Source organism: Algoriphagus sp. AGSA1 (assembly GCF_021390545.1).
Classification (GTDB): domain Bacteria; phylum Bacteroidota; class Bacteroidia; order Cytophagales; family Cyclobacteriaceae; genus Algoriphagus.
Genome location: NZ_JAJUWR010000001.1, coordinates 25,955 through 41,668 on the forward strand (window position 1 = coordinate 25,955; position 15,714 = coordinate 41,668).

At 46.3% G+C, this 15,714-nt stretch carries 10 protein-coding genes; 9 read left to right on the plus strand and 1 reads right to left on the minus strand.

Annotated features, from left to right (window positions below; translation table 11 throughout):
• Nucleotides 1–152 precede the first annotated feature (152 nt).
• From LZF95_RS00095 to LZF95_RS00110, 4 genes are all read left to right on the plus strand, one after another.
• Entirely contained in the window at nt 153–3,782 is a 3,630-nt protein-coding gene (locus LZF95_RS00095) for an amidohydrolase family protein (protein WP_233752877.1), read from the plus strand.
• A 210-nt stretch (nt 3,783–3,992) separates the two neighbouring features.
• Nucleotides 3,993–4,187, plus strand: coding sequence for a hypothetical protein (locus tag LZF95_RS00100; RefSeq protein ID WP_233752878.1), 195 nt, complete (start codon nt 3,993–3,995; stop codon nt 4,185–4,187).
• 422 nt (nt 4,188–4,609) lie between these two features.
• Entirely contained in the window at nt 4,610–7,780 is a 3,171-nt protein-coding gene (locus LZF95_RS00105; RefSeq protein ID WP_233752879.1) for a TonB-dependent receptor, read from the plus strand.
• Between the two features lie 60 nt (nt 7,781–7,840).
• The gene (locus LZF95_RS00110) at nt 7,841–9,208 is read left to right on the plus strand and encodes an alkaline phosphatase family protein (protein WP_233752880.1); all 1,368 of its coding nucleotides are present in this window, start codon (nt 7,841–7,843) and stop codon (nt 9,206–9,208) included.
• A gap of 114 nt (nt 9,209–9,322) precedes the next feature.
• On the opposite strand, the gene LZF95_RS00115 is transcribed toward LZF95_RS00110, so the two are convergent.
• Nucleotides 9,323–9,946, minus strand: coding sequence for a Crp/Fnr family transcriptional regulator (locus LZF95_RS00115; RefSeq protein ID WP_233752881.1), 624 nt, complete (start codon nt 9,944–9,946; stop codon nt 9,323–9,325).
• 159 nt (nt 9,947–10,105) lie between these two features.
• On the opposite strand from LZF95_RS00115, the gene LZF95_RS00120 reads away from it, so the two are divergent.
• The 5 genes from LZF95_RS00120 to LZF95_RS00135 all read left to right on the plus strand — a co-directional run bounded on the left by LZF95_RS00120 (nt 10,106) and on the right by LZF95_RS00135 (nt 15,607).
• Entirely contained in the window at nt 10,106–10,453 is a 348-nt protein-coding gene (locus tag LZF95_RS00120; RefSeq protein ID WP_233752882.1) for a hypothetical protein, read from the plus strand.
• A 71-nt stretch (nt 10,454–10,524) separates the two neighbouring features.
• Nucleotides 10,525–12,888, plus strand: a complete 2,364-nt coding sequence (locus LZF95_RS00125) for an ABC transporter permease (protein WP_233752883.1) — start codon at nt 10,525–10,527, stop codon at nt 12,886–12,888.
• Between the two features lie 315 nt (nt 12,889–13,203).
• Complete coding sequence (gene tnpA, locus LZF95_RS00130; protein ID WP_233752884.1) at nt 13,204–13,644, plus strand: IS200/IS605 family transposase; 441 nt, start codon at nt 13,204–13,206, stop codon at nt 13,642–13,644.
• Between the two features lie 158 nt (nt 13,645–13,802).
• Nucleotides 13,803–13,937, plus strand: coding sequence for a hypothetical protein (locus LZF95_RS27535; protein ID WP_262912203.1), 135 nt, complete (start codon nt 13,803–13,805; stop codon nt 13,935–13,937).
• Between the two features lie 455 nt (nt 13,938–14,392).
• Nucleotides 14,393–15,607, plus strand: coding sequence for an exo-beta-N-acetylmuramidase NamZ domain-containing protein (locus LZF95_RS00135; RefSeq protein WP_233752885.1), 1,215 nt, complete (start codon nt 14,393–14,395; stop codon nt 15,605–15,607).
• Nucleotides 15,608–15,714 lie beyond the last annotated feature (107 nt).

The window sequence follows — 15,714 nt, forward strand, 5'->3', positions numbered from 1 at the left end:
AGGCTACGGTCGAAATGACCTCTTCCACCATTCACCATTCACCATTCACAATTAACCTTCACTGGTCGAAACGGACTGCTTGATAAATAGAGGTCGGTTTATGATGGGATTTTGGAGAATTTGCCTTAGCTTAAATCACCAAAAATCACATTATGCGAAAACTTACCCAACCTGCAGTGTTGGTTGCTCTGGGTGCCATGGTCAGCTTTGCTGCAATGGTGCCGGACCGGCCAAAAGCGTCATTTCCCGGGAATCAAAACTACTTGATCCAGGCAGACAGCACCAAAAGAGATTCCATTGACACGCCAAAATTCAAGGAATTACCGCTAAAGGCGGAAAGAGAAATCAAGTTCAGCACCAAGCAGGGAACCTGGATGAGCGTGGATGTCAGTCCGGATGGGAAAACCTTGGCGTTTGATCTGCTTGGAGACATCTACACCATCCCCATAGAAGGAGGAAAAGCAACCCCGCTGACTATGGGCATGGCCTATGAAACACATCCCCGCTTTTCCCCGGATGGGGAGAAAATCCTCTTTACTTCTGACAGGGCAGGCAGTGATAACCTTTGGTACATCGATTTGATCAAAAAGGATACGGTACAGGTGACCAAAGACAAAAACGGGGATGTCCCGGGAGCGGACTGGACCCCTGATTCGGAATACCTGGTGGTCAGCAAAGGAAGAAGAATCACCAAGCTTTGGATGTATCACAAAAACGGTGGAGGCGGGATACAGCTCAATGAAAACCCGGCCAACATCAAAACCATCGATCCTTTTGTGAGTCCGGACGGTAAGAAGGTGTACTTTTCCCAGCGGAGTGGATCCTGGAATTACAATGCCCTCTTGCCCCAGTATCAGATCGGTACCTACGATTTTGACAAAGGGGAAATGAATACCATCACTTCCCGGTATGGATCAGCGTTCACTCCCACATTAAGTGATGATGGCAAATGGATGGTGTATGGCAGCCGATGGGAAGAGAAAACCGGGCTGGTGTTAAGAAATATGGAAAGCGGTGAGGAAAAATGGCTCGCTTATCCGGTGCAGCGGGATGAACAGGAATCCATTGCCCCCCAGGGTGTCTTGCCTGCTATGTCTTTTACTCCAGACAGCAAAAACGTCATTGCCTCCTATGGCGGGAAAATCTGGAAAATTGCGGTTGATGGAGGAGCTCCGGCTGAAATCCCTTTTGAAGTCGATGTCAAACTGGCGATGGGGCCCCGGTTGTATTTCAATTATGAAATCAAAGATACTGCTGCCGCACGGGCGACTCAGATCCGGGACCCCGTTCCTTCTCCGGATGGTAAGAAACTGGCATTTACAGCCCTGAATAGGCTATACGTGATGGACTATCCCGATGGAGAACCGACCCGTGTGACCGGCAATGAGTTCACCGAAGCCATGCCGGCCTGGAGCCCTGACGGCACGCAGTTGGTATTTGTAGCATGGAATGACACAGATGGCGGTCAGTTATTCAAAGCTTCGCTGGGAAATAGAATAGCTGTGTCCCAATTGAGCACAGAAAAAGCACTTTACATGCAGCCTGCCTGGGCTCCTAACGGCAGGATCGCCGTATTCAAAGCTTCCAATCAGGTCATGAAAGATGCGGAAGGTCCCGGGATCAATGGTTCCGAGGCGGAGTTGGTCTGGATCCCTGCCAGCGGTGGGGAATTCAGGAAAATTATGGAGGCCGGAAACCACGGAAATGTCCATTTTACCAACGATACTACACGGGTATTCCTGAATGGTGCCGGGGGAACGCTACTGAGTGTCCGTTGGGACGGAAAGGATAAAAAGGAATATGCCAAAATCACCGGAATCACCCCGTTTGGGTCGGTGGTCGAATCACACGATAACCATGACCACACTACAAACCCCGAAGAAGCTACCGATATTAGGTATGTCATGGGGCTTCCTGTTTCCAATGCGGATGCGGTAAATTATTGCATGCTTCCGGAAGGTGCCAATGCGCAGGAACCTGAAATGAAACCCAGTAGTGCCAGCACCATTTTGATGGCACCGGAGGGTAATCTTGCGCTGGCACAGGTGAATAATAACGTTTATGTAGTCACTATACCAACAGTCGGAAAAGCGCCCGTCATCAATGTGGGTGACCCGGGGTCCAGCAATTTCCCTTCCCGACAGCTCACGGAAATCGGGGGAGAGTGGCCAGCTTGGGAAGCCAATGGGCGAAAGGTGCACTGGTCTCTTGGAAATGGGCATTGGGTCTATGATATAGACCGGGCAGAATTTATGGAAGATTCAGTCAAAACTGCCAAAAGAGCCAAATCCTTAGCGGAAGCCGATTCCGTTGCGGCATTGAAAGCATTGGGGCCTGAAGCTGTCAAAGCAGCTGATTCGGTGGCCAAAGCGAAAAAAGAAGCACTGGCAGAACTGCTGAAAAATGACAAGGAAAAAGCCAAAGCTGACAGCATCTCCAAAGCAGAACAAAAAGAGAAGGAGAACTATAAGCCGTCAGAAAAGCAAGTTTCTGTTTATTATGCCAAGGACATTCCGCAGGGCACGGTGCTGCTGACAAATGCCAGAATAGTCACCATGAAAGGCAATGAGGTCATCGAAAATGGGGATATTCTGATCGAAAACAACCGGATCAAGGCTGTGGGAGCCACAGGATCGCTCGATGCAGGCAAAGCCAAAGTCATGGACATGTCCGGTAAGACCATCACACCGGGATTCGTAGATACGCACGCCCATATGTGGCCGACCTGGGGTCTTCATAAAAATTCTGTCTGGATTTACGCCGCAAACTTGGCCTACGGAGTCACCACCACGCGTGATCCACAGACTGCCACGACGGATGTGCTGACCTATGGGGATATGGTCGATGCGGGGATGGTTCCGGGACCAAGGGTTTACAGTACAGGCCCGGGGGTAGGGTATTGGATGTATAATATGAAATCGCTGGATCAGACTAAAAATGTGCTGAAGCAGTACAGTAAATATTTCAATACACAATACATCAAAATGTACTTGGTCGGGAACAGGCAGCATAGACAATGGGTGATCATGGCTGCCAAAGAGCAGCAATTGATGCCGACTACGGAAGGGGGATTGGACTTCAAGCTGAATATGACGCAGTTGATCGACGGCTATCCGGGACATGAGCATGCTATTCCGATCCATCCACTCTATCAGGATGTAACGCAAACCATTGCCGAGAGTAAAATGGCAGTTACGCCTACACTATTGGTGGCTTATGGAGGGCCTTGGGCTGAAAACTATTATTATACGACAGAAAGCCCCCTCCATGATCCTAAACTAAACCGCTTTACCCCATACGAGGAGCTCAATGCCAAAGCAAGAAGAAGGGCCGGAGGCCTGGGAGGTTGGTTTGCTCCTGAGGACCATGTGTTTATGAAGCATGCGGAAGGAGTCAAATCGATTGTGGAGCAAGGGGGATTGGCAGGAATAGGATCCCATGGACAGCTGCAGGGATTGGGCTATCATTGGGAACTTTGGTCAGTAGCCAGCGGCGGCATGGAAGCTCATGATGCCCTTAAGATAGCCACCATCTCAGGTGCCGAAGCATTGGGATTGGATAAGGAGTTGGGAAGTATAGAAGTAGGAAAGCTGGCGGATTTGGTCATCATGGAAAGCAATCCGTTGGAGAATATCCGAAATTCCAACAGCATCACGCATGTGATGAAAAACGGAAGGATATACGATGGAAACAGTCTTGATGAAGTTTATCCTACACCCAGGAAAATGGATGTTACGCCATGGACGAAGGTGGCTCCGATATTGAATACCAGTTTAAAGTAAGCTGCCGATATAATCCCCCGGAAAGCTCTGGGGGATTATATTTTTAGTTTAAATTATGCTGGTCTGTCTTCCTGTCGAATACTATAGTATAGCGGATTTTTGAAGTGGGGCAGAGGGATCTCCTTTGAAAAGCATTTCACCTTAATGCATTCGATGTAGGTTGGTTTTCCGGTAGATGTAGGTTGAATGAGTTGAACAAAGCCTAAAATTATGGAAACCCTAGTTGGCGCAAGTCTTACTGACCAGCCTTCCGGTCAGGCAGGCTTGTGCCTATATCAATGCAGTCTTCAGACTGCCACTGCCCTGACAGCCTTACAAAACCCGAAGCTCCGCTATCTATTCCGCTGTTGGTATTTAATCCTGAGAGCGGAGCAATTCGGGAACGAAGTGATTCGGGAAGCGTAGCGATATCGGGAGGCGACTTGGCCTTTTGGTAATTTTTTTACGCAGGGTTAAAGGCCGCCGCTCCGCCACGGCGGACGAGTCATATAATCTGCCATGCCTGCCTACGGCATTGCTCCGTTCCCATAGAATTTTGGAGACAAATCAATCTAAATTCTCCCCGCACAACCCTTAACCCTTAACCCTTAACCCTTAACCCTTAACATTTAACATTTAACCCTTAACATTTAACCCTTAACATTTACCCCCTCACCCGGCACCCAACCCCTCTTAACCTTTAGCTGCTAGCATCTCTGTGATCCAATATTAGCTCAATATTTCCTGCTTTATTTTTATGTTACCGCTTGTCCGGATGTTAAATATTAACATTTCATGCAGGGGCTGAAATCTAGTTTTGGATAAAATTAAACCATTATCCAAACACTATGAGTTCAAAAAGTTTTACCTGTTTATCAGCAGGAATAGTTCTCCTGCTCCTGATTTTGGGACTCAGCACCCAAGGTTATTCCCAGGCTACCAATGCGTCAATATCGGGAAAAGTAACCGATACAGATGGAGAGCCCCTGATTGGGGCCGCGCTTTTAATTAAAAACGAACTGACGGGATTCACCTCCTCTGCAGTGACCAACCTGACCGGAAACTATATCGTAAACCAACTGCCACTGGGTACGGACTACTCAGTGACATGTACCTATTTGGGATTTGGCTCCAAAGTATTCACAGGATATGCGCTCAGCCAGGGAGAGCAGATCAGACTCGATATAGAGCTGAGTGAAGAAGCACAATCCCTGAATGAAGTGAGTGTAGTGGCAAATTCTCTAAGCAATAGCATCAATCGATTTGGAAGCTCCACCGCCGTGACGGCCAAGGACATGGCGACTTTGCCTGTGAACGGAAGAAATTTCAACTCTCTGGTGGATTTGTCGCCGGTTTCCAATGGGAGTAATCTTCTGGGGCAGCTGTATTCCTCTACCAACTACACCATTGATGGAATGACCAACAGAAGCCCGCTTTCCAGTGGATCCACCAATCGTGGCCCATTCTCTATTTCCATGGAGGCCATCAGGGAATTTGAAGTGGTGACCAATGATTATGACGTCACCAATGGTCGAAGTGGGGGTGGTATCATCAGCGCTGTGACCAAGACGGGTACAAACACGGTACAGGGATCTGCTTTTCTCTTCAACAGGGCCGATTGGCTTGCAAGCAAGTACGATACCCGTGGAAACAAAAGAGAAGACGAGTTCTCAATCCAACAGTATGGTTTTACCTTGGGAGGCCCTATCATCAAGGACAAGCTTCATTTTTTCCTTGCCTACGATGGTCAGCGGGATGCACGTCCGCTATACATTGCCGACATCCGGACTGCTGAGGATGAGAATCGTTACAATCTCTCCCAGGAATCGCTGGACAGGTATCTTCAGATAGCGCGTGACGAATATGGCGTGACGGACTCCCCGCAAACCGGAAGTTTCAATAAAAAAAGATATTCACACACGGCATTTGCCAGGTTGGATTACCAAATCAACAAAACCAACTTGCTCACTATCCGGAACAATTTTTCCCGGGATCTGAACAGCCAGGGAGTCTCAGACAACAGTTCCATCAACTTGTATGAAGTCTATGGGGACCACCTTTCTACGGCAAATAGTCTGATGGCTTCCCTGAGAACGGAAATAAATGACCGGATGACAAATGAGCTGAAACTACAATACCTATATACTTTGGACGATGGCAGACCCAATGAACAGCTGCCAAGTAGCAATATACCAAGGGCAATAGTGCAGCGGGTGGAATCAGTAGTTGACGGAAGCAATGTGAATACCACGATTCAGCTTGGAGGGCAGCGCTATCTTCCTGAGCGTTTTGAATCTAATGTATATCAGCTTGTCAACAACCTATACTTCAACAAAGGGAAGACAAACTATACATTTGGAGCGGACTTGCTTCTGAATAACCTCAACTCGCTGGCTACAAGTGAATTTAATGGAAGATTCTATTTCACGGGGCTGGATGCGTTTGAAAATCAGCAGCCCTACAGGTATGCCCGTGAGGTAGCGACTGAAGATCCCACTGTGGAGCAAAGCATCTTTGGTGGTGGAGTTTATGCCCAGGCTGAAACGGATCTGGGAAGGGGGATGAACCTGATCGTCGGCTTGAGAGGTGATTACACTACCTACAAAAACAGTCCAGCTTTCAATCAGACTGTGTTTGACGAGCTGGGGCTAAGAACTGATGTCAAAACCGGAGGATTTCAGATCCAGCCAAGATTCCAGTTTACCTGGGACATCAATGAAAAACAACAGGATATCCTAAGATTTGGAGCAGGTGTCTTCGGTTCGGCACTGAACAACTACTCGGATGTCAACAACCTACAGTTTGACGGTACTAAGATCTTTGCAGTGGATATTACAGGAGAAAATGTCCCAACGCCTGATTTTGTATCATACCGAAACGATCCTACCACAGCCCCGGGGGTGGATTTGCTAAATCAGCCCGGGATCACCACTGTGACCACCATCAATATGAACAGCGAAGACCTAAAGGTCCCGACGGTTTATAAGGGCAACGTAATGTACAATAGGGTTTTCAACAACAGATTGCGCTTAGGGGTGAATTTCATCGCATCTATTGCCCGCAATAACTACATGTATGTGGATAGAAACATGGTGGACCAGCCGTACTTCCGACTTGAAGAGGAAGGCAACCGGGGGGTATATGTGCCTGCCGAAACTATCAGTACGTCAAACGGTAATGCTGACTGGACTAAGGGAAGAAAAACAGAACAGATTGGACGGGTGTTGGAACTGAACAGCGAGGGGAAAAACAATACCTATACGGTAGTGGTGGATGGTACCTATCGCTATTTCAAAGATGGGCAGATCACGGCGAGTTATACTTGGAATGACAGTAAGGACAATACCTCCTATAATGGTAATGTGGCAAACAGTGCTACCCTTAGTCAGATGGTGGTAGATGACCCTAGGGACTTATCGACAATGAGCTATTCCAATGGTCAGTATAGAACCAAGATCGTTGTGTATGGTACACTGCCTACTTTCAAAGGATTTACGGTGGGTGTCCGCTATTCCGGCATCGGCGGGACACGTTATTCCCTGCGCGTAAACGGAAACGTCAACGGTGATTTTGTCAATTCCAATGACCTTGCTTTTGTGTTTGACCCATCTACTTCGGGATTATCGGAGACTATAGTGGAGGGAATGAATAACGTATTGGCCAATCCTGATAATTTGGCGAAGGATTATATCCGGGAAAGCCTCGGAAAAGTAGCCGTGAGAAATGGAGGGGAAAATGGATACTTCGGTAATTGGGATCTGCGTGCTGCCAAGAAAGTTTACTTTTCGGGAGAGCGAAAGTCAGGGGTGGAACTTGGTCTGGACATTTTCAATGTCGCCAACCTGTTGAACAAAGAATGGGGAACCACCGAAACTTTGGGCAACCAAAACTTACTGACCATTAGGAATTTTGACCCGGAAAAGAAAGCATATGTATATGAAGTCAATCCCAATGTAGGAGTGACCACTCCCGGAGGAACTCCTTTCCAAATGCAGATTTCAGGCAAAATCTTTTTCTAAATCACCCAACAGCCCGCCTTCCCCCAAGGCTAGCGGGCTATTTCTACAAAATCAGAAAATATGAATAAATCAACTTTATCAAAAAGGATAGAATTCCCACTTATCCTCTTGCTCGTCCTAGCTTGTCAGTTACTGGCCACAGCCCAAACTTCAAAGCCTGCGGAGCATGTGGTGCTTATATCGATTGATGGCTTCAGACCGGATTTCTATTTAGAAGAAAAATGGCCTGCACCAAACTTGAAAACCATGGCTGAAGAAGGTGCCAGATCACTGGGGGTCACAGGGGTTTTTCCTTCAGTGACCTACCCTTCACATACTACGGTGATTACAGGTCATACACCGGCCAGGCATGGTATATATTACAATGCTCCCTTCGAACCTGAGGGCCAGACCGGGAGATGGTATTGGGAGCACGAACTGATTCAGGTGCCTACGCTATGGGATGCGGTTCGTAAGGATGGAATGAGCAGTGCAAGTTTTCTTTGGCCGGTTTCGGTCAATGCACCGATTGATTACAATATCCCGGAATATTGGAGCTTAGAAGGGTATGGGCGGATAGAACCCATGCGTGAGATGGAGACGCCAAAAGGATTGATGGCTGAAATGGAACTCAATGTACTTGGAAAATTAAATGAAAAAACCTTCAACGGTGACTACCTGAACCGTGAAGACCGCATCGGTGATATGGCAGGTTATGTATTGGAGACGTACAAGCCCAATCTGATCACCTTGCACTTAATCGCCACGGATCATTTTCAGCATAGCGAGGGGAGGGATGGGCCTATGGTCTATAAGTCTATTGCGGCCACGGATAGGGCAATAGGCAAAATTATGGAAGCGGCAGAAAGGGCAGGGATATTGGACAAAACCACCTTTATCGTCACAGGGGACCACGGTTTTGTGAATATTCACAGCTCATTAAGTCCAAACATCTGGTTGGTCGATGCCGGACTGATGGAAGATAAAGGAGATAGGGGAGAGTGGAAGGCGGCGTTTCACACCAGCGGAGCTTCGGCTTTTCTGCATTTGAAGGACGAAGGGGATCAGGAAACAGCAGCTAAAGTGCGTCAGCTACTTGCTGACCTGCCTGATAACATAAAAAAGCTCTTTAGGGTAGTAGATAGAGAAGGGTTGGACAAAATCGGTGCAGACCCAAATGCCGTTCTGGCATTGGCGCCTATTCAGGGGATTTCGTTTTCAGGTGCTACAAGCGGAGATGTGCTGAAAGCGGCCAAGGGAGGAACGCACGGCTACTTCCCGGATTTCGATGAAATAGAGACAGGATTTATCGCCTGGGGATCAGGAATCCGGGAGAATGTGGAAATACAGGAAATGGGGTTGGTAGATGTAGCAGCGGTGGTGAAATACCTATTGAATCTATCTATAGAATTACCTGAGAGTACGCTTTATCCGGGAATTAAAAAGTAACATGCCCAAAATAATGGGCGGTGGCATGGAGAATCTAGGGTATGCCCACTTTCTTCATGCCATTTTCCTGATTGTGCTGAGAAGCGGAACAATGGGGTTTTGGGGCACAAAAGCTTATGCTAAAATCTCCTCCTTTAGAACTCTGCTCACTGTCTGTCGGGTAAGACCGGTGAGATCTGCAATATCCTGGAGAGTTATGATTTTCTGCAGATTGATCAATCTGCCGGAGGCATCTTCAAGATGGTTTTGGAAATCAAACAAAATTCTCCTGACTTTGGCTGCTGCATCGAGACTTCTTACGGCACACAATCTATCTTCTGCCCTGCTCCACCTTTTTACTACCTGTATATTAAACCACTCCGAAATTTCCGGTTCAAATACAGTGATTCGTTTAAAGAACTCACTGTCGTATTCACGGACAATCACAGAGGAAAGGGATTTGGCAAATTCAGAAAACTGCCCATTCAAGTATCTAAGGTTTCCAAAAAACTCACCGGGTCTGAGAATATCATAACAAACTTCCATTCCCATAGGTGAATAGGTGCCTATTTTCACCACTCCTTTGATTATCTCATAGATCGGGGTGATCCGTTGAGGTGGCTGGTATAGCAGCTCTCCCTTTTCAAATTCCACAGTGTTCACATAATTCCCTATAGCTTCGGGATTGTGGACACTTAAGAAATTATAAGGGCTAAATTCCATTTTTGCTATTTTAAGCCCTAATTTACTTGATGACATGGTATTGGAATTCGCCATCAGAAAAAGTTAATAAAAGGATAATACTTTAAGCTGCTTACTGATGGATTTGGGACTTTCCACCTCATGCATCAACCATCATTTCCAATCGGTGATCCAGGGCAGGAGGTCATCACATTGTTTCCTTTCAACCTGGGGTGAATGCCCCTGCCAAGAGAATCGGACGTGCCTACGGCATTGGGATTAAGTGAAGTTCCTGCACAAAACAGGCTAGATTCAGCAGGGCCTACCTACGGCAGGCTTTTTTTCTATGGGATTTTGGGTTTCTCGCTTCTGATTTTTTTTCGTCCGCAGGCGACCAAAATCCACGAATGTCGGACAAAAAGGATTCAGGTAAATCCTCATTTTCATTCATTGAAGGCTTTTTTTACCTCTTGGCATTTTCTGTGCAACTCGTTGCTGTCCAGATGCATCTTTATAGATAGAATCAAGAGTCTGGAGCCAAGAACTATGACACGAGAATCTAGAACCAAGACCCGAGAATCCTAAAAATGAATGATTGACTCTAACCTTCCAATCCGCCACGGCGGACAAGTACTTCAAATTTCCAATCAGAAGCCATGATCAAAAACTACTTTAAAATCGCATTGAGAGGTTTTGCAAAGCATAAACTCACCTTTTTTATCAATCTATTTGGGCTGTCGCTCGGGCTTTGGGCGGCCATTCTCATTGGACTATGGGTGACTTCGGAGATGAACGTCAATAAGGACTTGCCTCAGGTGGACCGGGTTTATCAGATGATGGAGCATCAGTCCTATGGAGCGGATATTTTCACTACCAATTCCACGCCCGGCGTATTGGCAGAAAGCATGAAGGAAACTCTGGCGGATGTGGAATATGCCTCCACATATACCTGGTTGCAGAATTTGCTGTTTGTTCAAGGAGACAAGCGGATCAAGCTGGAAGGCCTATATGCCATGCCTGATTTGCTGAAAATCTATGACTACGGTGTGGTGGAGGGAGATCTCAATTCCATGCTCACTGAAAAAAATCACGTGGTCTTGACTGAAAGCGGGGCCATTTCCCTATTTGGAAGAACAGATGTGGTGGGTGAGGATGTGCAGATAAAAGGGGGGACTGCTATGGAAAATTTTATCGTTCAAGGAGTAGTGCGGGACTTTCCATCCAGTAGCTCCATGAAGTTCAACTTTGTGCTGCCTTATGCTGTCTTTTTTGAGGAGAATGATTGGTTGGAAGACTGGGGGAATAATGGTCCAAGAACTGTAGTGCGACTACGGGACGGGGTAGATGGAGAGAAGTTTTCTGCCAGTATGGAGAACTATATCAAGGATAGAAATGAATATTCAAACGTTCGGTTGTTCGCTTATCCTTATGGGGATTATTACCTGCATGGCAGCTGGAAAGACGGTCAGCTGGTAGAAGGAAGGATCAAAAACGTCAAGCTTTTTGCTATGATCGGCCTCTTCGTGCTGATCATCGCCTGCATTAATTTCATGAATCTCAGTACTGCCAAATCCCAAAAAAGAGCAAAGGAAGTGGGTGTGAGGAAAGTGGCCGGAGCGGATAAGGGATCCCTGGTCATGCAGTTTATGAGCGAGTCCTTATTGATCACTTTTTTCTCGGCGATTTTAGCGTTGCTTTTGGTAGAGGCTACTTTGCCTTTATTCAACAACCTGACAGGAAAAGAGATGTACGTGCCTTATGCATCAGGTCTTTTCTGGCTAGAACTTATTGGTATTATCCTTTTCACGGGGATTGTGGCGGGAAGTTATCCTGCATTTTACCTCTCGGCTACCAAAGTTGTTTCGGTATTCAGATCATTTACCAAAGCAGGCAGAGGAGTGGTGATGGCCAGAAAAGGCCTGGTGTTGTTCCAGTTTATTTTGGCGACCATTCTGATCGTTTCCACCGTGGTGGTGTATCAGCAGATCAGTTTTGCGATGAACCAGGATTTGGGATATTCCAAGGACCAGCTGATCCAGATTCCTTTGGAAGGAAAGCTGCTGGAGAGTTTTGATGTCTTTAAGGCCGAACTGGAAAAGAATGAAAACATAGAGTCCGTCAGCAGATCTTCCTTTGGGTTTTTGGGTAGAAACTCCAATACAGGGGGAGTTTCCTGGGAAGGGAAAGACCCTGAGAATTCAGCCCTATTCGAAATCATCCGGGTGGATTATGAATTTCTAAAAACGGCCGGTTTGGAGTTGATGAAAGGACGGGATTTCGATCGAGTCAATGGGGCAGATTCCACTTCGGGAGCGATCTTAAACCAGACGGCCTATGAGCTGATGCAAAAAGATCACGAAGGTTCCGAATTTTTCAGATTGTGGGATGAAGAGCGAGCGATTACCGGAATCGTGAAGGATTTTCATTTCGAGAGCTTTCGTCAAAATGTAGCTCCGGCCATTTTTCTACTTGACCCGGGAAACACCTGGCAGGGCTATGTGAAAGTCAATACGGCAGCTATTCAGGAAACGGTTGCCTTTATAGAAACAGTAGGGAAAAACCTAAATCCTGAATTCCCTTTTGAGTACAGCTTTATGGATGAGAATTATGCGCGTCTCTATCAGGAGGATGTGAGACTGCGTGACTTGGCGCAGTATTTCAGTATTCTCACCATCATCATTTCCTGCTTGGGTCTGCTGGGCTTGTCAGCCCATATTGCCGAGCAAAAAACCAAGGAAATCGGGATCCGAAAAGTATTGGGAGCTTCCACCTTATCAATTCTTCAGGTAATCAACAGGGAGTTTATCCTCATTGTATTGCTTTCCATTGTCATAGGTTCTGGGCTAGCATTCTGGGTGATGCAGGATTGGCTGAATGGCTATCAATACAAGATCGATTTTGAGTGGTGGTTTATCCCCCTTGCTGCTGCTGTGATCATGGGAGTTGCGCTGTTGACGGTGACCGTGCAGTCCTTGAAAGCCGCCAATTCCAACCCTGTGAAGGCGATTAAGGGCGAGTAGGTTATTGCGGGTTTCGGTTAGCGTCATTGCGAACGACGCAGGAGTGTGGCAATCTTCACCTCGGTCAGTGTCTCGCAGATCGAACTATTAAGTGGTCAGTGGAGACACAGACCACGGCGGCTCAGCACGGGGACGCTGAAGTATTGGATTATATTCTCATTAATGCCATAGGCATGACCGATCTTTTAGCCAGCCATTTCAATGGCTGGTGAATAAGCATTGAGGGTTTTATGAAAATGCCGTAGGCATGACCGATATTGATTAAATTAGTTTGAATAATTAATATGATCTATTATGCCAAATACCTATTCAAGGATGTATTGTCAAGTCGTTTTTGCGGTCAAGTACAGAAAAGCAGTTATTCAGGATGTCTTTAAAAGCGAGTTATATGGAGTGATAGGAAATCTTATCAATGAGACAGGTGCAAAGACTTTAATCGTTAACGGTCATTTTGACCATGTTCATTGTCTGTTCCAGTTCTACCCGAAACAAGCGGTGTCTGAAATAATGAAAAGTGCCAAATCCAAATCCTCCAAGTGGTTAAATGAATCAAAGCTTCTTGAACATAGGTTTGAATGGCAAGTTGCTTTTGGTTCCTTTACCTATAGTGAAAGGGAGATTCCGAATATTTTTGAGTATGTTCAAAACCAGGAAATTCATCATCAAAAAATGACCTTTAGAGAGGAATACCTCATTATGCTAAAGGCTCATAATGTTGATTTTTCACCGGAATACCTTTTTAAAGAGTTGGAATAGATATCGTCCGTCCCTACGGGACTTTGCCAGCTCACATTGTTATCAATTTCCCCAGAGGTTAAAACCTCTGGCAAGAAGATGGGGCGTCCCTCTGGGACTGGTAAGATTTTCCATCATAAACATGGTCAGTGTCTCCCAGACCGAAAAATTAATGGTCTGTGGAGACACAGACCACGGCGGCTCAGCACGGGGACGCTGAAGTATTGGATTATATTCTCATTAATGCCATAGGCATGACCGATCTTTTAGCCAGCCATTTCAATGGCTGGTGGATAAGAATGAGGGTTTTATGAAAATGCCGTAGGCATGACCGATATTTATTAATGTCAATCCTGTTATAGATTGAATTTTCCGCTATGAACATCATGTATAGTGCTGAATAAATATCGTCCGTCCCTAGGGGACTCTTCGAATGTATATTTCCATCAAAAAGTCCAGCTATTGAAATTGCTGGCAAGAATATGAATCGTCCCGCCGGGACTCATTAATTTGATTGTCTTTATTTCTAATCTATGGGGTGGAATGTCTGGGTCTAGAATTGGTCACCTCGGTCAGTGTCTCCCAGACCGAAATGTTAGTGGTCAGTGGAGACACAGGCCACGGTGGACAGGCATAGCTTACGGCGAAGGAAACCGTCATCGGTACACGAGGAACGAGGCGTGGCAATCTCATCGTTAGTATTTGAGATTGCTTCGTTCCTCCCAATGATGTATTTTTAAAAAACTTGAAACTTACCAACCCAGCCCCTATGCATTCCATATTACTTTTTGCACTCAGCATACTCCTTTGCTTTTGCACCACAAATCTTCCCGCAAACCAAACGGAAGAACCTCTGCAAGAAATAAAAACGGGTGCGGAGCAAACTGATTTATACTTACCGCTTTTGAAAGATAAACGAGTAGCCGTACTGGCCAACCAAACATCTATTATCGGCAAAACGCATCTGGTGGACAGTCTGCAGAAGTTGGGGATTAACATCGTCAAAGTCTTTGGGCCGGAACATGGCTTTCGTGGAGATGCCAGTGCCGGTGCCACCGTGAGTGATGCCATAGATAAGCAAACAGGCATTCCCATCATATCACTTTATGGCAAGAAGAATAAGCCGACTGCGGCCGATTTGGCGGATGTGGATATTTTGATTTATGATCTACAGGATGTAGGTGTTCGTTTTTACACCAATATCAACGCCTTGGCCCGCTTGATGGAGGCTTGCCAAGCAAACGGCAAACCCTTGTTGATCCTGGACAGACCCAATCCCAATGGGTATCTGATTGATGGCCCGGTGCTGGATATGAAGTATAAATCAGGTATTGGGATGTTTCCGATTCCCATGGCTCATGGGCTTACCGTTGGTGAGTTTGCGATGATGGCCAATGGTGAAGGCTGGCTGGCAAACAAAGTCAAGGCAGATATCCAAGTAATTCCCGTAGCCAATTATTCGCATGACATGCCCTATGTTTTGCCTGTGGCTCCATCCCCAAATCTGAATACCCCACAGTCGGTCTTGCTTTACCCAAGCTTGTGCATGTTTGAAGGGGTTTACATAAACCATGGCAGAGGAACCTATTTTCCATTTACCGTATTGGGGAGTCCGGCTTACAAGGGTATTTATGATTTCAGCTTTACTCCAGCGGGTATCAAAGGAATGGCCGAAACCCCAATTTTCATGGACGAAGTATGTTATGGAATAGATTTGCGTGAGTACGATACCGAGCTATTGAGAAAGAGCGGACAAATAAATTTTGATTGGATACGCGAACTTTATAAAGCCAGCCCGGAAAAGGAAAAGTTTTTTGAGTCTAAGTTTAGCAACCAGATGAACAGCATAGAAATCCAGATAGGTCGAGGCGATTTCAGGCAGCAAATCATTGATGATGTGCCTATGGAAACCATCAGAGCTGGGTGGGAGCCTGAGCTTTCTGCGTATAAGGAAATGCGGTTGAAGTATTTGCTTTATCCATAAAGGGAATTCGACCGCAAGCGGACAAAAACGTCCGATGGATTTTTGAGATTTTTAATTTTTTATTCCTAATGTGCTGTTATCGGTGTTTTTGACTGGCATGGAAGTGG